The 17491-nt window shown below is 70.5% G+C and carries 18 protein-coding genes; 7 read left to right on the top strand and 11 right to left on the bottom strand.

Features of this window, described 5'->3' with window-relative positions:
* Nucleotides 1-18: 18 nt before the first annotated feature.
* The 3 genes from ACWGLC_RS00195 to ACWGLC_RS00185 form a co-directional block, all read right to left on the bottom strand.
* Entirely contained in the window at nt 19-1434 is a 1416-nt protein-coding gene (locus tag ACWGLC_RS00195) for an MFS transporter (RefSeq protein ID WP_452098024.1), read from the bottom strand.
* Complete coding sequence (locus ACWGLC_RS00190; RefSeq protein WP_452098023.1) at nt 1431-1919, bottom strand: MarR family winged helix-turn-helix transcriptional regulator; 489 nt, start codon at nt 1917-1919, stop codon at nt 1431-1433. Before ACWGLC_RS00190 ends, ACWGLC_RS00195 begins: the two co-directional genes overlap by 4 nt.
* A gap of 202 nt (nt 1920-2121) precedes the next feature.
* On the bottom strand, nt 2122-3447 hold the full coding sequence (locus tag ACWGLC_RS00185; RefSeq protein ID WP_452098022.1) for a lipase family protein: 1326 nt from the start codon (nt 3445-3447) through the stop codon (nt 2122-2124).
* Nucleotides 3448-3608: 161 nt separating this feature from the next.
* On the opposite strand from ACWGLC_RS00185, the gene acuR reads away from it, so the two are divergent.
* Genes acuR through ACWGLC_RS00170 form a run of 3 tightly spaced genes read left to right on the top strand, consistent with a single transcriptional unit; the run spans nt 3609 to nt 5857 of the window.
* On the top strand, nt 3609-4268 hold the full coding sequence (gene acuR / locus ACWGLC_RS00180; RefSeq protein ID WP_452098021.1) for an acrylate utilization transcriptional regulator AcuR: 660 nt from the start codon (nt 3609-3611) through the stop codon (nt 4266-4268).
* Nucleotides 4268-5263 (top strand): acrylyl-CoA reductase (NADPH), encoded by a 996-nt coding sequence (acuI, locus tag ACWGLC_RS00175; RefSeq protein WP_452098020.1) that lies wholly within the window; start codon nt 4268-4270, stop codon nt 5261-5263. The genes acuR and acuI overlap by 1 nt, the downstream gene beginning before the upstream one ends.
* Before the next feature lie 18 nt (nt 5264-5281).
* Nucleotides 5282-5857, top strand: coding sequence for a peroxidase-related enzyme (locus ACWGLC_RS00170; protein ID WP_452098019.1), 576 nt, complete (start codon nt 5282-5284; stop codon nt 5855-5857).
* On the opposite strand, the gene ACWGLC_RS00165 is transcribed toward ACWGLC_RS00170, so the two are convergent.
* Together ACWGLC_RS00165 and ACWGLC_RS00160 are read right to left on the bottom strand one after the other, a co-directional pair.
* The gene (locus tag ACWGLC_RS00165) at nt 5836-6216 is read right to left on the bottom strand and encodes an alpha-isopropylmalate synthase regulatory domain-containing protein (protein ID WP_452098018.1); all 381 of its coding nucleotides are present in this window, start codon (nt 6214-6216) and stop codon (nt 5836-5838) included. The genes ACWGLC_RS00170 and ACWGLC_RS00165 overlap by 22 nt on opposite strands.
* A gap of 74 nt (nt 6217-6290) precedes the next feature.
* Nucleotides 6291-6722 (bottom strand): ChaB family protein, encoded by a 432-nt coding sequence (locus tag ACWGLC_RS00160; protein WP_452098017.1) that lies wholly within the window; start codon nt 6720-6722, stop codon nt 6291-6293.
* A 156-nt stretch (nt 6723-6878) separates the two neighbouring features.
* On the opposite strand from ACWGLC_RS00160, the gene ACWGLC_RS00155 reads away from it, so the two are divergent.
* From ACWGLC_RS00155 to ACWGLC_RS00140, 4 genes are all read left to right on the top strand, one after another.
* Nucleotides 6879-7166 carry a metal-sensitive transcriptional regulator gene (locus ACWGLC_RS00155; protein WP_452098016.1) on the top strand — a complete coding sequence of 96 codons (288 nt, stop codon included), beginning with the start codon at nt 6879-6881 and terminating at the stop codon, nt 7164-7166.
* A 52-nt stretch (nt 7167-7218) separates the two neighbouring features.
* Nucleotides 7219-7446 (top strand): heavy-metal-associated domain-containing protein, encoded by a 228-nt coding sequence (locus ACWGLC_RS00150; RefSeq protein ID WP_452098015.1) that lies wholly within the window; start codon nt 7219-7221, stop codon nt 7444-7446.
* 82 nt (nt 7447-7528) lie between these two features.
* Complete coding sequence (locus ACWGLC_RS00145) at nt 7529-9838, top strand: heavy metal translocating P-type ATPase (protein ID WP_452098359.1); 2310 nt, start codon at nt 7529-7531, stop codon at nt 9836-9838.
* 482 nt (nt 9839-10320) lie between these two features.
* Entirely contained in the window at nt 10321-11166 is an 846-nt protein-coding gene (locus ACWGLC_RS00140) for a tryptophan-rich sensory protein (protein ID WP_452098014.1), read from the top strand.
* A gap of 36 nt (nt 11167-11202) precedes the next feature.
* Here ACWGLC_RS00140 and ACWGLC_RS00135 read toward each other — a convergent pair whose 3' ends face one another.
* The 6 genes from ACWGLC_RS00135 to cpaB form a co-directional block, all read right to left on the bottom strand.
* The gene (locus ACWGLC_RS00135) at nt 11203-11868 is read right to left on the bottom strand and encodes a prepilin peptidase (protein WP_452098013.1); all 666 of its coding nucleotides are present in this window, start codon (nt 11866-11868) and stop codon (nt 11203-11205) included.
* 55 nt (nt 11869-11923) lie between these two features.
* Entirely contained in the window at nt 11924-12826 is a 903-nt protein-coding gene (locus ACWGLC_RS00130; protein ID WP_452098012.1) for a type II secretion system F family protein, read from the bottom strand.
* Nucleotides 12827-12940: 114 nt separating this feature from the next.
* Nucleotides 12941-13882 carry a type II secretion system F family protein gene (locus tag ACWGLC_RS00125; RefSeq protein ID WP_452098011.1) on the bottom strand — a complete coding sequence of 314 codons (942 nt, stop codon included), beginning with the start codon at nt 13880-13882 and terminating at the stop codon, nt 12941-12943.
* Nucleotides 13879-15396 (bottom strand): CpaF family protein, encoded by a 1518-nt coding sequence (locus ACWGLC_RS00120; protein WP_452098010.1) that lies wholly within the window; start codon nt 15394-15396, stop codon nt 13879-13881. The genes ACWGLC_RS00125 and ACWGLC_RS00120 overlap by 4 nt, the downstream gene beginning before the upstream one ends.
* On the bottom strand, nt 15393-16733 hold the full coding sequence (locus ACWGLC_RS00115) for an AAA family ATPase (RefSeq protein WP_452098009.1): 1341 nt from the start codon (nt 16731-16733) through the stop codon (nt 15393-15395). Before ACWGLC_RS00115 ends, ACWGLC_RS00120 begins: the two co-directional genes overlap by 4 nt.
* Nucleotides 16730-17488, bottom strand: coding sequence for a Flp pilus assembly protein CpaB (gene cpaB, locus ACWGLC_RS00110; RefSeq protein WP_452098008.1), 759 nt, complete (start codon nt 17486-17488; stop codon nt 16730-16732). The genes ACWGLC_RS00115 and cpaB overlap by 4 nt, the downstream gene beginning before the upstream one ends.
* Nucleotides 17489-17491: the final 3 nt, after the last annotated feature.

The following is a 17491-nucleotide window of genomic DNA, read 5'->3' as shown; positions in this document are numbered from 1 at the left end:
GCAGATGCGGGCGTGGGGCTACAGGCGGGCTCGTCGTCGTCCTCGTCGTCGTCCCACGACCGCGTGCACCAGTAGCGCTGCCGTCACCACCACGCAGCACACCACGCCCACGCCGAATGCGACGGTGATGCCCTCGTCGGTCGAGTAGGTCGAATCCGACGGGTGGGCGGCGAGCACCGCGGCGGAGAGGGCGGCGCCGAACGCCCCGCCGACCGTGCGCAACACCTGGTTGAAGCTCACCGCGCTGCCCAACTGGTGCACCGCCACGCTGCGGGCGATCAGCGCGGGCATGGCCGCATAGCCCGAGCCGATCCCCACGCCGAACAGGAACATCCCCAGGGCGAGGGACCAGATGTGGTCGTGGTTGAGCCACAACAGCACCGACGCGGCCGTCATCACCGCGGCACCGACCGGCAGGAACACCGCCATGTCCACGCGGCGGGAGAGCACGCGCACCGAGCGGTTGGCGGTCAGGCTGCCGATCGACAGCGGGGCCATCATGAAGCCCGCCCACATCAGGGGCACTGCCAGACCGAAGCCGGTGGAGGTGGGCGCCTGCGCGACGAGGCTGGCGATGGACAACCCGATGTACATGGCCACGCCGAGGCCGATCGCGGTGGCGTTGGCCAGCAGCACTTCCGGGGTGCGCACGACCCTCAGGTTGACCAGCGGATGCGGGGTCCGGACGCTGTGCAGGCCCCACGCGACCAGGGCGACGAGCGCCACGGCGAGCACCGCCAGTGTCGCCGGCGCCGCCCAGCCCCAGTCCTGCGCCTCGGAGATCCACAGCACCAGCGCGGCCAGGCCGACGCCCAGCAGGAGCGCGCCGCGCAGGTCGAACGGAATACGCGGCGCGAGCGGGTCGGGGCCGCCCGGCACGAAGCGCCACACCCCGACCGCGGCGGTGACGACGAAGACGGCCGCGAACGCGAACGCGGCACGATGGTCGAACGTCGCCGCGAGGACCCCGGTCAGCGGATAGCCCAGTCCCAGGCCGATCGACACGGTCACCGACAGGGTCGAAATCGCGGGTTGTGAGTCGGCGAAGCTCATGTGCCGGCGGGCCAGGGCGATGGTGACCGGCACCGTCCCGTACAGCAGCCCCTGCAGCGCGCGGCCGAGGAGGAACACCGTGAAGTTCGTCGCGACCGTGGCGACGATGGAGCCGACGAAGATCACGGCCAGGCTGATCAGGAGCAGTCGCCGGGTGTGCGGGCCGTCGGCGAGGCGACCCATGACCGGGGTCGCCACCGCGCCGACCAGCAGGTTCACGGTGAGCATCCACTGTGCCTGGCTGACGGGGATGTCGAACTGTGCCGCCACCGACGGCACCAGCAGCATGCCGAGTGAGCTGACGACCGAGCTGGTCAGCGCGGCGTACACCAGGGCCTGGACGAACCAGCGGGGTGCGGGGCGGCGGTCGATCGCGGTCATCGCCGGGCCCCCGGGGAGCCGGCGTCGTCTGCGGCGTCGGGGGTGTCCGCGTCCAGGCGACGCAGAAGCGGGATCGCGGCGGCGATGGTGGCGCGGTCGGCGTCGTCGAGATGGTCGGCGACCGAGCGGGCCAGCCAGTCCTGTCCGGCGGTCTGCTCGGCGCGAAGTCGTTCGCGGCCGGAGTCGGTGAGCTGGACCAGGACGCGGCGGCCGTCGTCCGGGTCCGGGCTGCGCCGGATCAGGCCTAGTTCCTCGAGCTCCCGGACGGCGTTGGCGATCGCCTGGTGGCTGATCCGCTCGAGGCCCGCCAGGTCGGTCGCCGTCAGCGGGCCGCGGCCGGCGAGGTGCGACAGGATGCCGACCTTGCCGAGCGACAGGGTGCGGTGGGCGTTGAACCGTCTCCACAGTGGGCGCAGGGCATCACGCAGTTCCGCGGCCAATGTGGCGGGGTCGGCGGGGTCGGTGGGGTCGGTGGGGAGGGTCACCCGCCCAACTGTACAACCAAGTTGCGCAACTACGTTGCGGAGTCGGCGCCCCCGCTCGCCCCCGCACGCCCCCGCCCGCCCCCGCTCGCCCACGCCCGCCGCCCGCCCGGGCATCGCGAAGAGCCTTCCGCACACGTTTCCCGAGAGGGGGTGTGCGGAACGCTCTTTTCGACGGGGGTGGACCAGCGGTGGGGTGGCTCCGTCAGTAGGTCCCGCAGTTGGTGGGCGCGGGGACCCCGTCGATCCGGTCGGCCAGATACTGCACGGTCCCGGGCAGGCCGGCGAGCATCGGCGTCGCATGGTTGATCACCATGCCGGGGGCGATCGGCGGCGTGTGATCGATGACCATCTCGACGTCGGCGCCCAGGGCGCACCAGTCGCGGCCGAGCTGCTGCGACTGCGGCCCCGGCACCACGTCGTCGTTTACCGGCGAGAGGATCCGCACCGGCGTGGTGGGCTTCAACCGCCCCACCCGCTGCATCTCCAGGTACTTCATGGCCACCGGGTCCTCGCGGACGATCTCCACGGCAGGTCGGCCGGTCTTGGTGTAGCTGGCGGTGCGGTGCTGGAAGAACTGGACCGTGGTCTCACCGATGCACTGGTCGGCGGTCGAGGTCAGCATCGCCTGGCCTCCGTCACTGAGGTGGACGTCCATTCGCTCCCTCAGCTCGGGGTAGGCGTCGGAGAGGCTGTTGAGGGCGTAGCCGATCACGCCCGCGATAGCGGACCCGTCGGCCTGCTCGAGCGTGGCCAGCAGGTCGGCCGGCGGCGAGCCCGCGGCGGTCCCGACCAGGTCGAGCTCCGGCGCGTACTGCGGATGAAGCTCGGCCGCGGCCGCCACCGCCCCGCCACCCTGCGAGTACCCGGAGAACACCGTGCGCGGGTTCGGGCCGGTGTCCGCACCGGGCACGGACGGAGCGACGCGGGCGAGGTCGAGCACGGCGCGTGCCTGGGCCTCGCGGTGCACATACGAGTGGAGGCCGGGCGTGCCCAGGCCCTCGAAGTCGGTCACTGCCACCGCGTACCCGCGGGCCAGCAGGGCATAGGCCTGGATGATCTCGTAGCCGAACCCGACGCCGGGCGGATCCGTCTGGACGTTGGCCACGTTCTGGAAGGTCTTCGACGGCGCGCAGTGGTCGGCCTGCCCCTGCGTGCCGGGCGCGATCACGGCGAGCGGTCGCGAACCGGCGCCGGCCCATGGGGCCCGCGGCTGCAGGTAGGTGCCGGTCACGGCGATCTGCTGGCCCCGGGAGCCGACGGAGGTGTACATGATGCGCTGCGCGTCGGTCGACAGCGGGCCGGCACCGGCGGTGAGGGCATCCGAGCCGGGGACGTCCGGGAGGGCGCCGGCGAGCGGGAACGCCTCCGTCTTGATCAGGGCGCCGCTGTCCGCGGGAAGGTCGGCCGGCGGCTGATAGAACGCGGGCGCCGGGTCGTTGGACGATCCCTGCGCTGATGCGGCAGGGGCGACGAGGGCCCCTCCGGCGACAGTGGTGGTGATGGCGGCGGCGAATGCGGCTGCGCGCATCGCGGTTCGACGAAGTTGCACGGTCCCCCCGGACTTTGTGTTTCGGATCACTAGCTGTGGGGAGTGTAAGCGCACAATGTGGACGGCAGTCCGTTCACCCCGTTTCGACGCCGTGGCTCAACCCTTGACTTTTAATAGTCGACCGGTCTACTAATTAATTCATGGACACGGGAGAGACGGTCGTGGCGCCGCGGCGGCGAGGTCGTCCGCCCAAGGACCAGTCACAGCCGGATGCCCCTCGAGCGCGTTTGCTGCGCCGGGGCGTGGCGATCCTGACGGAGAAGGGATTCAGCGCCGTGCGGATCGAGGAGGTCCTCACCGCGGCCGAGGTGCCGAAGGGGTCGTTCTACTACTACTTCGGCAGCAAAGAGGATTTCGGTTTCGCCCTGATCGACGAATACGCCGACTACTTCGCAGCCAAACTCGATCGCTGGTTCGAGGACCAGACACTCACCCCGCTCGACCGCCTCCGCGCGTTCATCGCGGACGCGCGGGAGGGCATGGCCCGGCACGAGTTCCGGCGTGGTTGCCTCGTCGGCAATCTCGGCCAGGAGATGGGCGCCCTGCCGCCCTCGTTCCGGGACCGCCTCACCGCGGTTCTCCGTGATTGGGAAGCGCGCACCGCGCGGTGTCTGACGGCAGCGCGAGACGCCGGCGAGATACCGGCAGACGCGGATTGCGTCCGACTGGCCGAGTTCTTCTGGATCGGGTGGGAGGGGGCCGTTCTGCGCACGAAGCTCGAACGCGACCCCGCCGCGCTGGACACGTTTGCAGAACAGTTCCTGGCGATGATCGCCGACGACACCCATGAGAGGCAGTGATGAGCGAGAACTTCAGAGCAGTACTGATCAGTGGAGGCGACAGCGGGCACTCGGCGGAGGTCGCCGATGTGTCGCCGGCGCAGCTCCCCGAGGGCGATGTGACCGTGCGGGTGGCCTGCTCGACCCTCAACTACAAGGACGCGCTCGCCATCACGGGCAGGGGCTCGGTGGTCCGATCCTTCCCGATGGTGCCCGGGATCGACTTCGCGGGCACAGTGGAGGAGTCCACGAATCCGGACTTCGCGCCCGGTGACCGCGTCGTACTGAACGGCTGGGGCGTGGGGGAGCGCCACTGGGGCGGGCTCGCCGAATACGCCCGGGTGAAGGGCGAATGGTTGATCCCGCTCGAGGAGGCGTTCACGTTCGAGCAGGCCATGAGCATCGGCACCGCCGGGTACACCGCGATGCTGTGCGTGATGGCACTCGAGCGCCACGGGGTGACTCCTGACTCCGGGGAGGTCCTGGTCACCGGCGCTGCCGGCGGCGTGGGGAGCGTCGCCATCGCCGTGCTGGCCAAGTTCGGTTACCGGGTGGTCGCCGTGACCGGTCGCCCGGAAGAATCCGACTACCTCACGGGGCTCGGCGCGACCCGAATCCTGCCGCGGTCGGACTTCACCGAGTCCGGGAAGCCACTCGCCAAGGAGCAGTGGGCGGGCGCGATCGATGTGGCGGGCGGCCGCGTGCTCGCCAACGTCTGCGCGCAGATGAAGTACCGATCTGTGGTCGCGGCGTGCGGACTGGCCGCCGGGATGGACTTCCCCGCCACCGTCGCGCCCTTCATCCTGCGCGGGGTCACCCTGGCCGGCGTCGACAGCGTGATGTGCCCCGTGGACGAGCGCCGGGAGGCCTGGCGCCGGCTCGCGACCGACCTCGACCCGGCCCTGCTGGAGTCGATGACGGAGAAGATCACCCTCGACGACTGCATCCCGGTCGCTGACGCACTGCTCGACGGAACCGTGCGCGGCCGCGTCATCGTCCCCCTCACCGACAACTGATCGAAGGACCACCACCTCATGAGCGACACCAAGGCCCCCAGCCGCTTCCCGGTACCCGAGCTCGACGACCTGCCCGAGGACATCCGGGCGGCCATCCTGGCCGTCGAGGAGAAGTCCGGCTTCATCCCCAACGTCTTCCTGATGCTGGCCCACCGCCCGGATGAGTTCCGCGCGTTCTTCGCCTACCACGACGCCCTGATGGACAGGCCGGGGAATCTGACCAAGGCCGAGCGGGAGATGATCGTCGTCGCGACCTCGGGCCCCAACCAGTGCCAGTACTGCGTGGTCGCCCACGGCGCGATCCTGCGGATCCGGGCCAAGGATCCCCTCGTGTCCGACCAGATCGCCACGAACTACCGCAAGGCGGACATCACTGATCGGCAGAAGGCCATGCTCGACTTCGCGCTTAAGGTCTCCGCCGAGGCCTATGCCGTGTCCGACGAGGACTTCGCCATCCTCGAAGGCCACGGTTTCACCCAGGACGACGCCTGGGACATCGCCTCCATCTCGGCGTTCTTCGGCCTGTCCAACAGGATCGCCAACGTCGCCAGCCTGCGCCCCAACCCCGAGTTCTATGGGATGGGCCGCGGCTGAACTCCTGCCGTTGAGCCGGCCCGCCAGAGGTCGTTCGCGGCGGCCGTGACCGCGGCCAGGGTGGCCGCGAGGACGGAGCGATCCCTCCCGGCTGTCCAGCGGACGTCGGCGCCGGCACGGAATTCGACCAGGGTGAGCGCCTCGCTCTGACTGCCCGTCCCCACGCTGGTCTGGTGCAGGCTGAGGACCTCCACGTCGATGCCGCCTGCCGCGAGGGCTCTGGTGAGCGCCTCGACCGGGCCGACCTCGGTGTGGACGCTGACCTCGTCGTCGTCGTCAATCGTCAGAGCGATCCGGGTGTGGGCCCGCCCGCCCGTCTCGGACGTGGAGAACTTCCTACTCCCGGACCTGCAGCGCATCGAATCCCTGGCGTCGGACGACACCGACCCCGCCGACCACTCGCTCTAGACCGCCCCGCCCGGAAGAAGGGCCGTCAGTCGCTCTTCTCGCGTGCCTTCTTGGTCTTCCGATCGTTCGCCTTGCGCAGCGCCTCGACGAGTTCGTCCTTGGTCATGTCGGACCGGCCCTCGATGTCGAGCTTCTGGGCCTGCTCGTACAGGTGCTCCTTGCTCGCGTTGGCGTCCACGCCGCCCTTCGACTCGCCGGACGGATTCGGGCCGCCGCTGGCGGACTGCGAGTCGGACGGCCCGGCGGAATCCTTGGGCTCCCAGTGGTCGCCGACCTTCTCGTGCGTGTGTTTGACGGCGCCCCACGCGGTGCGGGCCACCCGCGACTCGTCGCTGTACTCCTCCTCCGCGGAGTCGTAGGCCTTCGCGAAGGTGTCCTTGGCCTTCTGGTCGCTGCGCTGCAGCGTCGAGGGCAGTTCGCTCTCCTTGGCGTGTCCGTCCTTGCCTGTCTTGGGCATGGTGGCTCCTTCCGTCGTCTGCAACCCGGTACAAGGCCGACCCTAAGCCGGGGTGAGGGGAACGGGAACCGGTCCGGCCCCCGTCGGGGTGCCGCCCGCGTGGGGCCGCGGGTGCACCCCTTGCGTTAGATACCCTAGGGGGGTACCGTATGGGTCATGGCCGAGCACGGATACACCCACAACAAGGAGAACCACCTCAAGCGACTGCGCCGCATCGAGGGGCAGGCCCGCGGCCTGCAGCGGATGGTCGAGGAGGACAAGTACTGCATCGACATCCTCACGCAGGTCTCCGCCATGACGCGGGCGCTGCAGTCCGTCTCGCTCAGCCTGCTCGAGGAGCACCTGGGCCACTGCGTCGCCGGCGCCATCGAGCACGGCGGCCCCGAGGCCGAAGCCAAGCTGACGGAAGCCAACGAGGCCATCGCGCGCCTGGTCAAGTCCTGACAATCCACGCCGGACTCCGCACTGCGGGGCGCCCGAAATCAGAGGAGAAACCATGTCTGCCGCCGACACCCACACCGCCACCTTCACCGTCTCGGGTATGACCTGCGGCCACTGCGTGAGCTCGGTCGAGGAGGAGGTCCTCGAGATCCCCGGAGTGTCCAGCGTCGAGGTCGAGCTGGAGTCCGGCCGTCTTGTCGTCGTCTCCCCCAACCCGGTCGATCCCGCGGCGGTCCGCGCCGCGGTCGACGAGGCCGGGTACACCGTCACAGCAGAGGAGTGAGTGCTCCGTGACCACGAGTGAGGACACCACCACCGCGCGTGAGGACGCCGCCACCACGCAGCTCGAGCTCGAGATCGAGGGCATGACCTGCGCGTCGTGCGCCAACCGCATCGAGCGCAAGCTCAACAAGCTCGACAATGTCTCGGCCGCGGTCAACTACGCCACCGAGAAGGCGCGCGTACAGATCGCCGCCGGCGTCGAGCCGCAGCTGTTGCTGGACACCGTCGAGCAGGCCGGCTACTCGGCACGGCTGCCGAAGCCGCGCACCGCCGCCCCCGGGACCGCCGGGGCGCCCGGCGCCACGGGCTCCGGAACGGCAATGGGCAACGCGGGCAACTCCACCGACGACGCCGCCGGCGTCGACCGCGTCGAGAGCCTCAAACAGCGAGTGATCATCTCGGCCGCCCTGTCGATCCCGGTGATCGCGATGGCCATGATCCCGGCACTGCAGTTCACCTACTGGCAGTGGCTCTCGCTCACGCTCGCCGCGCCCGTCGTGGTGTGGGGCGCGTACCCGTTCCACCGCGCGGCCTGGATCAATCTCCGGCACGGCACGTTCACCATGGACACGCTGGTGTCGATGGGCACGCTCGCCGCGCTGGCCTGGTCGCTGTACGCGCTGTTCCTCGGCCACGCCGGCATGCCGGGCATGACGCACGGCTTCGAGTTCTCGCTCTCGCCCAGTGACGGCGCGGGCGACATCTACCTCGAGGCCGCGGCCGGCGTCACCACGTTCATCCTGCTCGGCCGCTACTTCGAGGCCCGGTCCAAGCGCACCGCCGGCGCCGCCCTGCGCTCGCTTCTCGAGCTGGGGGCCAAGGAGGTGTCGGTCCTGCGGGACGGCGTCGAGACCCGCATCCCGGTCGAGGCGCTGCAGGTGGGCGAGGAGTTCGTCGTCCGCCCGGGCGAGAAGATCGCCACCGATGGCGAGATCGTCGACGGCGCCTCCGCGGTCGACACCTCGATGGTCACCGGCGAGTCCGTCCCCGCCGAGGTGTCCGAAGGCGACGCCGTGGTCGGCGGCACCGTCAACGCGAGCGGCCGCCTGGTCGTGCGCGCCACCCGCGTCGGCTCGGACACCCAGCTCGCGCAGATGGCGCAGATGGTCGAGGACGCCCAGTCCGGCAAGGCCGCCGCGCAGCGTCTGGCCGACCGCATCTCGGGCATCTTCGTGCCCGTCGTGCTGGTCCTGGCCGTGGCGACGTTCGCATTCTGGATGATCACCGGCGCCGGCGCCGCGATGGCGTTCACCGCCGCGGTCGCCGTGCTCATCATCGCCTGCCCGTGCGCGCTGGGACTGGCCACGCCGATGGCGCTGATGGTCGGCACCGGCCGTGGCGCCCAGCTGGGCATCCTCATCAAGGGCCCGGAGGTGCTGGAGTCCACGCGCAAGGTCGACACGATCGTGCTGGACAAGACCGGCACCGTCACCACCGGCAAGCACGCCCTGGTCTCTACAACCGTCGCGGACGACGAGGACGAGGCGCAGGTGCTACGTCTGGCCGGCGCGGTCGAAGACGCCTCCGAGCACCCCATCGCCCGCGCGATCGCCGCGGGTGCGCGCGAGAAGGCCGGCGACCTCCCGGCCGTGGAGGGCTTCCGTAACCACGAGGGCCTGGGCGTCTCCGGTCGCGTCGCCGCAGGCGTCGGCCCCGGTGAGAGGGGCGACGACGACAACGCCTCCGAGGAGATCATCGTCGGCCGGCCCGCGCTGCTGGCGGACCGTGCCATGCCACTGCCCGTGGAACTGCAGCGGGCCATGGACGCCGCCTCCGAGCGCGGCCAGACCGCCGTCGCGGTGGGCTGGGGCGGCCGAGCCCGCGGGGTGTTGGTGGTGGCCGACCAGATCAAGGAGACCTCCGCCGAGGCGATCCGCCGGTTCCGTGAGCTGGGGCTCACGCCGATCCTGCTCACCGGCGACAACGCCAAGGTGGCCACCGCGGTGGCCGAGCAGGTAGGGATCGACCCCGGGCCGGAGACGGTGATCGCGGAGGTCATGCCCGCCGACAAGGTGGAGCAGGTGCGCCGGCTGCAGGCCGAGGGCCGGGTGGTGGCGATGGTCGGCGACGGCGTCAACGACGCGGCCGCCCTGGCCACCGCCGACCTCGGGCTGGCGATCGGTACCGGCACCGACGCCGCGATCGAGGCCTCCGATCTCACCCTGGTCCGCGGCGACCTGCGTTCGGCGGCGGATGCGATCCGGCTCTCGCGCCGGACCCTGGGCACGATCCGCGGCAACCTGTTCTGGGCATTCGCCTACAACGTGGCAGCGCTCCCGCTGGCCGCGGCCGGGCTGCTCAACCCGATGATCGCCGGCGCAGCGATGGCGTTCTCCTCGGTGTTCGTGGTGGCGAACAGTCTGCGGCTGCGGAGGTTCCGGGCCGCGGTCTGAGCTACTGCGTACCCGGTGGGGCAGCTGAGGAGCTGCCCCACCGCGTACGCATGCGAGTGACCGCACTCAGCATCTACGCGGCGAGCTGTGACGCGACGATTCGGCTCCACCCGGCCACTGAACCGGTCGCGGGTGACGGCGGCATTGTCGTCCGGGCCCCGGACGACGGACGACACCTGTGGCCGCGCGGTCAGGATGGGTCCGGGGCTCGGAACTGTAATCGCTGAAGTACTGCCCGCGGACAAGATGGCCCCGGTTGCAAGACACTCCCCTCCGGTCGCACGACAAGCTGTGCCAATTTCTTGCCGGATCTCGCACAAGACGTCTTGCAGCCCCGGGGCTATGTCTTGCAACCGCGGGATGAGGGCGTGCAGCCGCGGCCGACGCCTGACGGTGGACCGCCCGTCCCGCCGCCCCACCGTGAACGACCTCGACACCTCGTCACGGTTCCGTCCAGTGCCTGTTCGTGGTGTGGTGGGGCCATGAGGTCACAGAGAAGCACTCCCGCATCCGACAGAACCTCGACCCACCCCGGCGGGGTCCCTACTGCGGCAACAAGCTGGTTCCTGCCGATCGTCACCGTGCTGGGTGTCGCCGCCGCGATCGTCGCCGCGTTCATCGGCAGTGGCGCACTGGGCGGCACCCCGATCAACGAGGCCGCAGGCGGCGCGCTGTCCGCCGACGCCACACCGATCGCCCCGGCGGGCACGGCGTTCAGCATCTGGAGCGTCATCTACCTCGGCCTGGCCGCCTACGCAATCTGGCAACTGACCCCCACCGCCCGGCGCTCGCCGCGGCAGGAGGCGGTCAGACCGTGGGCGTTGGCCTCCGCGGTGCTCAACGCGGTCTGGATTTGGACCGTTCAGCTCGGCTGGCTGGCGGTGTCCGTCCTGGTGATCGTGGTGTTGCTGGCCGTGATCATCCGCTTGATGTTCCTCCTCAGCGCGCCGCGTACCGGCGGGCTCGTCGAGAAGGTGGTGACCGACGGGACGTTCGGGCTCTACCTGGGCTGGGTGTCTGTGGCGTTCCTGGCCAACACCTACGCCTGGCTCGCCGACGCCGGGATCGACATCTTCACACGAATCCAGCTCGGCGTGGTGGGCATCGTGGTGGCCGCCGGGATAGGCATCGCTACCGCCCTGCTCAGTGGCGGACGGATCGCTCCGGCCCTGGCCACGAGCTGGGGCCTGGCCTGGGTATCGGTCGGACGCACCGAGGGGGCCTTCGAATCGCCGGAGTTGGTGTGGACCGCCGTACTCGCGGTGGTCGTGGTGCTGTTCATCGCCGTCGCTGCGAACGTGACAGCGCGCTCGCGCTCGAGCGCATAGACGCAGCAGCGCCCGTCACCGGCCAGGTAGCCCCGGTCAGGCCGCCCCCAGCAGGGCGACCCCGCCGGAGCGCACCGCGAAGTAGGAGGCGCCCAGCACTGCGCCGATCACCATGGCCGGACCGAAGGCGATCCCGCTCTTCGCGCCCACCCGCCGCGCGGCCAGCAGCACCAGCGCCACGGCGGCGTTGATGACGAATGCGGCCAGCGTTCCCGCCATGACGGCAGGCCAGCCCAGCCAGCCGAGGAACGCGCCCAGCAGCCCGGACAGTTTGACGTCGCCCAGCCCCATCCCGGAGGGGTTGATCAGCGCCAGGATGAAGTAGAAGGCCAGCAGCACGGCGGCAGCGGCGGCGGCCCGGCCGAGCGAGCCCCACTCGCTGTACACAGCGGCAGCCACGAGTAGCCCGCCGAACACCACCGGATACATCGGCAGCACGATCTTGTCCGGCAGCCGGAAGACGGCCAGGTCGATCGTCACCAGCAGCGCGCAGGCCACGGCGAGCGCGGCGAACGTCACGAGGTCAGCCCAGCCCCGCGCGAGATAGGCGGCCCCGAACCCGCCGGCGGCCGCGAGCACGATGTGCAGCCCGATACGAAGCCAGCGCGAGTCGGAGTCGGCGAGGCCACGCATCCACCGGCCGAGCGCGGCCGCGGACCCCGCGCACACGAGCCCGGACGCGACGGCGATCACGAACAGCACGACGGCACCCGGCGCGGGAAGTGCAGGACTACGGGGAGGTGATGAGAACGCACGGTCAGGAGAACGCCTCCATCATGTTGATCACGGTCGGTCCGAGCAGCACGATGAACAGTACGGGCAGGATGCACACCAGGAGGGGGAAGATCACCTTCACTGGCACCTGCTGCGCCTTCTCCTCGGCCCGCTGCCGCCGCTTGAGCCGCAGCTCGGCGGCCTGCGTGCGCAGCACGTCCGCCACGGAGATGCCGTAGGCGTCGGCCTGGATGAGGGCGCGGACGAAGCGACGCAGGTCGGGCACGTCGGTGCGCTGGGCGAGCTGCTCGTACGCGGTCCGTCGCAGCTGGCCCACCTGGATCTCCTGCAGGGTCCGGATGAGCTCCTGGGCGAGCGGCCCGGTGCCGTTGCGTCCGGCGCGGGCCATGGCGGAGTCGAAGCCGAGCCCGGCCTCCACGGCGATGGTCATCTGGTCGAGGGTGTCGGCGAGTTCGAGCGCGATCTCCTCGTTGCGCTCCTGGCTGCGGCTCTTGAGCAGCAGTTCGGGCAGGAAGTAGCAGACCACCGCGGTGCCCAGCATGAGCAGGATCAGCAGCGGCGCCGGGTTGGTGCTGACCAACAGCAGGCCGAGCACCACCACGAGCAGCGGCCCCGCGATCTTGAGCACGATCAGCCGGTCGATGGTCCAGCCGTCGGGTCGACCGGCGCGGAGGATGAGCCGCTCGAGCCGCCGGACGGTGCCAGCGGGCGTGAGCCGACGGGCGAGCGCCACCACGGAGCTGCCGGAGGCGTCATCATCGGCAGCGTCGAGGGCGGGCGCGGCCGCGTAGCCGTCGTCGAACCCGCTGCGCAGGTTGTCGAGGGTGCGGGCGCGCGCGGTGTCGCGGCCGGTGAACACGACGTAGGCCAGCAGGAACACCGAGACCGTGAGGACGAACACGGCGAATGCGGCGGTCAGCGACATCCGGGGTGCTCCTTATCTGTGGGCCGCGCTCGAGGGGCGCGGGGTGGGAGGGGGCTGTGCGAGGGACGGGGAAACGACGGTCGAGGTGCGGGGCGGAGGGGGCGCCCGGCACCGCTAGAACTTGATGCTGACCACCTTGGACAGCCAGAAGCCGCCGACGATCAGCATCACCACACCGGCGCCGATCATCCCCCACCCGAGCGGGCTCTCGGTGAGGGTGCCGATGTACGACGGGTTGGAGATGAACAGGAACCCGCCGATGCCGAACGGCAGCGCCATGAGCACGTAGGCGGAGAGCTTGCCCTCGGCGGCCAGTGCCTTGACCTGGCGCCGGATCTGGTTGCGCTCGCGGATGGTCTGGCCGACGCCGTCGAGCACCTCGGCCAGGTTGCCGCCGACCTCGCGGTTGATGGCGATGGCCTGGGTGACCCACACGAAGTCCTGGCTGCCCATCCGGTCTGCGGTCTCCTCCAGCGCGGGGCCGAGGTCGCGGCCGACGCGGGTCTCGTTGATGATGCGCGCGAACTCCTCGGAGGTGGGCTCCTCGGCCTCTCGGGCGACGGAGGCGAGCGCCTGAAGGAGGCTGTGCCCGGCGCGCAGGCTGGAGGCCATGAGTTGCAGCGAGTCGTCGAGCTGGTCTGCGAAGGCGGCACGCCGCCGCGCGGCGAGGATCTTGAGCAGCCCGACCGCGCCGATCGGCGTGAGGATCACGAGGAAGATGCCGAAGAGCGGGCCCGAGGCGACGAGGCCTGCCGCGAAGGCGACGAGGGCGGCGACGACGACGAGAAAGACAAAGTCCTGGAGCCGCATGCGGACACCCGCTTGTTCGAGCGCGCCGGCTCCGGGGGCCCCACGCTTGCTCAGGATCTTGTCGATCGCCTCGGTGGCTGCTGTCGCGACCCGGGAGAGGGCTCCCGGGCCGGCGGAGACACCGGGCCTGCGCCGGTCGCGGGGGATGTTGCCGGGCGCGGGGGAGAGCACGAGATAGGTGCCCACCAGCAGCGCCAGGGTCAGGGCGAGCACGCCGATCCCGCCGGCGGTCAGCGCGGTGTTCACCGGATGCCTCCTGGGTTGTCGGTGGTGGCCCCGAACACGCGCGGCGAGAGGGTGATGCCGAGCTCGTTGAACCGGTCGGTGAAGCGGGGCCGCACACCGGTGGCCAGGGGTTTTCCGAGGAACCTGCCGTCGGGTCCGATACCGGCGGAGTAGTCGAACAGGAAGGCGTCCTGCAGCGTGACGGTCTGACCCTCCATGCCCTGGACCTCGGTGACGGCGGTGACGCGGCGGGTGCCGTCGCGCAGACGGGTGAGCTGGATGATCACGTCCACGGCGGAGGCGATCTGCTCGCGGATGGCCCGCAGCGGCAGGTCCATCCCGGCCATGAGCACGAGAGTCTCGAGTCGGGCGATGGCGTCGCGCGGGGAGTTGGCGTGCACGGTGGACAGCGAGCCGTCGTGGCCGGTGTTCATGGCCTGGAGCATGTCGAGGGTCTCGCCGCCGCGGACCTCGCCCACCACGATGCGGTCGGGCCGCATACGCAGGGAGTTGCGGACGAGGTCGCGGATGCTGATCTCGCCCTTGCCCTCGATGTTCGCCGGGCGGGACTCGAGGCGCACAACGTGGTCCTGCTGCAGCTGCAGCTCGACCGCGTCCTCGATGGTCACGATCCGCTCGCCCTCGGGGATGAACGAGGACAGCACGTTGAGCAGCGTGGTCTTACCGGTACCCGTGCCGCCGGAGACGATGATGTTCAGCCGCGCCTGCACACAGGCCTGCAGCAGTTCGGCCATTTCGGGCGTCAGCGTGCCGAAGCCGATGAGGTCGTGGACCTGGAACGGGTCACGCGAGAACTTTCGGATGGTCAGCGAGGAGCCGTTGACGGCGAGCGGCGGGATCACGGCGTTGACGCGGGAGCCGTCAGCCAGGCGCGCGTCCACGAGCGGGGAGGATTCGTCGATGCGGCGGCCGATGCGGGAGACGATCCGCTCGATGACCTGCCGCAGGTGCTCCTCCGAGGTGAAGCGTTCGCGGCTGCGGGTGATCTGGCCGGCGCGCTCGACGTAGATCATGTCGGGGCCGTTGACCATGATCTCGGTGACGTCCGGGTCCTCGAGCAGCTTCTCGAGCGGCCCGTGGCCCAGCACGTCGGCCTGGACGTCGATCATGAGGCGCTTCCGCTGATCGCTGGTCAGCGGCACGGTCTGTTCCTCGACCACCTTGTTGAGCTCGCTGCGCACCATGGTGTGCAGTTGCTCCTCGGTGAGCGCGGGGTTGTTCAGGCGGGCGCCGATCCGCTCGAACAGGGCGTGGGCGGCGTTCTCCTTGAGCGTGGCCAGGGCGTCGGTGGCCGCGGGATCCGTGCCGTCCGGCGACTGCGAGGGTGCCGGTGTGGGGGCGGCGGTCGACGGCGTCGTCGTCGTGGTCATCGTCGCGGTGGTCGGCACGGACGCCGCGGTGGGAACGGTGGTCGCGACGTCCGGCGCCGCGGCGGTGGTCGGCGCGGTGGTATCGACGACGACGTCGCCGGGGTGTTCGGCGCGGGCGGCGCGCAGGCGCTCGGTGAGGCTCATCGTTCGACTCTCTTACGGAGGAAGCGGTGGCGGCCGCCCTCGGTGCTCTGGTTCTGGTCGCGGCCGGGCTTCAGGCCCGGGAGGGCGAAGCGGCGGGTACGGCCGGTGTTCGTGGTGGCGCCGCCCGGTGCGACGGTGCTGTGGGGGGCGGGCGTGCCCGGTGCGCCGGCGGGCGCGGGCGCCGGAGCGAAACGCTCGACGAGTGTGCGGAGTTTCTTGGTCATCGGGTCGCGGACGTCGCTCTGCAGCATGGGTACGCCCTGGTTGACCGAGGCGGCGGTGGGGCGGCTGCGGGGCAGGACCAGGTCGACGCCGGCGTTGATGGTGGCCTCGACGTCTGACTTGGTGAGTCCGCTGTGGGTGTCGGCGAAGTTGATCACCACGTGGCGGCGGTCGAAGCCCAGGCCGAGGTCGCGGAGGATATCGAGTTCCTTGCGGAGTCCGCGTACGCCGGGCACGTCGAGGCTGGTCATGATCACGAGGTCGTTGGTGTGGTCCAGTGCGGCGAGGGCGTGCTCGCCCAGGCCGGGGGCGGTGTCCACCACGATGTAGCGGAACTCGGCGGCCAAGGTCTCGAGCAGGCGGGCGACGTCGGCGGGGGTGATGGCATCGGCGTCGGCGGGGTTGGCTGGGCCGCACACCGCGTAGAGGCCGGTCTCGTGCTGGGTGAGGAAGGTCTTGAGGACCATCGAGTCCCGCGCGGCGGGGCCACGGGTCACGTCGAGGAGGGTGTGGTCGGGGTGCATGTTGAGGGCGCTGGCCACGTCGCCGAACTGCACGTCCAGGTCCACCAGGACCGTCGACAGGGGCGCCGAGCGGGCCAGACCCACGGCGAGGTTGGTGGCCACGGTCGTCTTGCCCACGCCGCCCTTGGGGGACAGAACGCTGATGACCCGGCCGCGGGCGTCGGCGTTCCCGCTGATCGCGGGGTCGCCGGGGACCGGCTGAGCAGAACCGGAGGACTGGGCGACCTGCGCTGCGCGGTGGAGTACCCGGCCGAGCTCCTCGAGCGGGGTGTGGGGATGCACCACGTCGCAGGCGCCGGCCCGCAGAGCGGACAGGGCAAAGGCGTCGGGCTGCTCGCTGAGCAACACCACGGCCATCCCGGGGCACTCCGCCGACAGGCGGGCAGAGAGCCCGAGCGCCTCGTCCTCGCGGCCGGCGGTGTCGATCACGACCACCAGAGGGATGGGCGCGCCGGGGCCTAGCTGCTGGAACAGCTGCGAGGGCCCGGCCGGGACCTCGGGGCCGCTGATCAGCGCGATCTGCGACTGGATCGCGTCGGCGACGTGGCCGCCGAGGTCCGGGGAGTCGGAGATGAGGAGGAGGCGGTTCATTCGTACACGTTCCCTGGGTCGACGATGCGGATTCCGTCAGCGGGCGCTTCAGGATCGACGATGGAGAGCCAAATGGTTCCGTGCTCAGCTCCGAAGACGATGGTCTCGGCGGCTCGGGCAGGGACCGCGAGGGTCACCATGGCACCCCCGTCGTGGACGGGAGCGGCGGAGGGGTCGTCGCTCGCGGACGTCTTGGAATCGTCGTCAGTTCCCTTTGGGCTCGGGGAGCCAGCAGCCGACGGGTTGAGGCCGCCCTGAACGCGGGTGACCAGGATCTTGTCCAGGGTCAGATGCGTCCGGTCATCGACCGAGATAAACACGCCGACCCGGTCTCCGGGAGTTACAGTCCCACCCACCACGCGAGGAGAGTCCAACGGGACGGTGACCTGATGCAGTCCCGGCGGAACGGGGATTCCACCGAACGCTTGCATCTCTAGAGGGGTCGCGAACCGCCCTATGAGGAGCTGCTCGCCGGCCTGGAGGTCGGTGGCCGCGACCATTCCTTCCAGCTCGGCCAGCGACCGCACCGGGGCCGGACCGACCGCGGCGGACGGGATCTCCTCCACCACGACCAGCGTGGCCAGATCCTCGGCAGGGGTGCCCTGAACGATGGGCGTCGAGGCGACCAGCACCTCGACCGGATCCAGGTTGGCCATCGCCCGCTCATCCGCCGCATTGACGTACGTGATGAGAAGGATGGCGCCGAGGAGGGCCACCAGCCCGGCGGCCAGGCCTGCGATGAGGCGACGACTCATGGG

The sequence above is a fragment of the Dietzia sp. NPDC055877 genome (assembly GCF_053615975.1).
Note: the sequence above shows the minus strand (reverse complement) of the source record. Positions and strands in the feature narration are given on the sequence as shown.

Coding starts and splice junctions, on each gene's coding strand:
- ACWGLC_RS00195 (WP_452098024.1), bottom strand. CDS start 1,434: ATGACCGCGATCGACCGCCGCCCCGCACCCCGCTGGTTCGTCCAGGCC.
- ACWGLC_RS00185 (WP_452098022.1), bottom strand. CDS start 3,447: ATGCGCGCAGCCGCATTCGCCGCCGCCATCACCACCACTGTCGCCGGA.
- acuR (WP_452098021.1), top strand. CDS start 3,609: ATGGACACGGGAGAGACGGTCGTGGCGCCGCGGCGGCGAGGTCGTCCG.
- acuI (WP_452098020.1), top strand. CDS start 4,268: ATGAGCGAGAACTTCAGAGCAGTACTGATCAGTGGAGGCGACAGCGGG.
- ACWGLC_RS00170 (WP_452098019.1), top strand. CDS start 5,282: ATGAGCGACACCAAGGCCCCCAGCCGCTTCCCGGTACCCGAGCTCGAC.
- ACWGLC_RS00165 (WP_452098018.1), bottom strand. CDS start 6,216: ATGCGCTGCAGGTCCGGGAGTAGGAAGTTCTCCACGTCCGAGACGGGC.
- ACWGLC_RS00160 (WP_452098017.1), bottom strand. CDS start 6,722: ATGCCCAAGACAGGCAAGGACGGACACGCCAAGGAGAGCGAACTGCCC.
- ACWGLC_RS00155 (WP_452098016.1), top strand. CDS start 6,879: ATGGCCGAGCACGGATACACCCACAACAAGGAGAACCACCTCAAGCGA.
- ACWGLC_RS00150 (WP_452098015.1), top strand. CDS start 7,219: ATGTCTGCCGCCGACACCCACACCGCCACCTTCACCGTCTCGGGTATG.
- ACWGLC_RS00145 (WP_452098359.1), top strand. CDS start 7,529: ATGACCTGCGCGTCGTGCGCCAACCGCATCGAGCGCAAGCTCAACAAG.
- ACWGLC_RS00140 (WP_452098014.1), top strand. CDS start 10,321: ATGAGGTCACAGAGAAGCACTCCCGCATCCGACAGAACCTCGACCCAC.
- ACWGLC_RS00130 (WP_452098012.1), bottom strand. CDS start 12,826: ATGTCGCTGACCGCCGCATTCGCCGTGTTCGTCCTCACGGTCTCGGTG.
- ACWGLC_RS00120 (WP_452098010.1), bottom strand. CDS start 15,396: ATGAGCCTCACCGAGCGCCTGCGCGCCGCCCGCGCCGAACACCCCGGC.
- ACWGLC_RS00115 (WP_452098009.1), bottom strand. CDS start 16,733: ATGAACCGCCTCCTCCTCATCTCCGACTCCCCGGACCTCGGCGGCCAC.
- cpaB (WP_452098008.1), bottom strand. CDS start 17,488: ATGAGTCGTCGCCTCATCGCAGGCCTGGCCGCCGGGCTGGTGGCCCTC.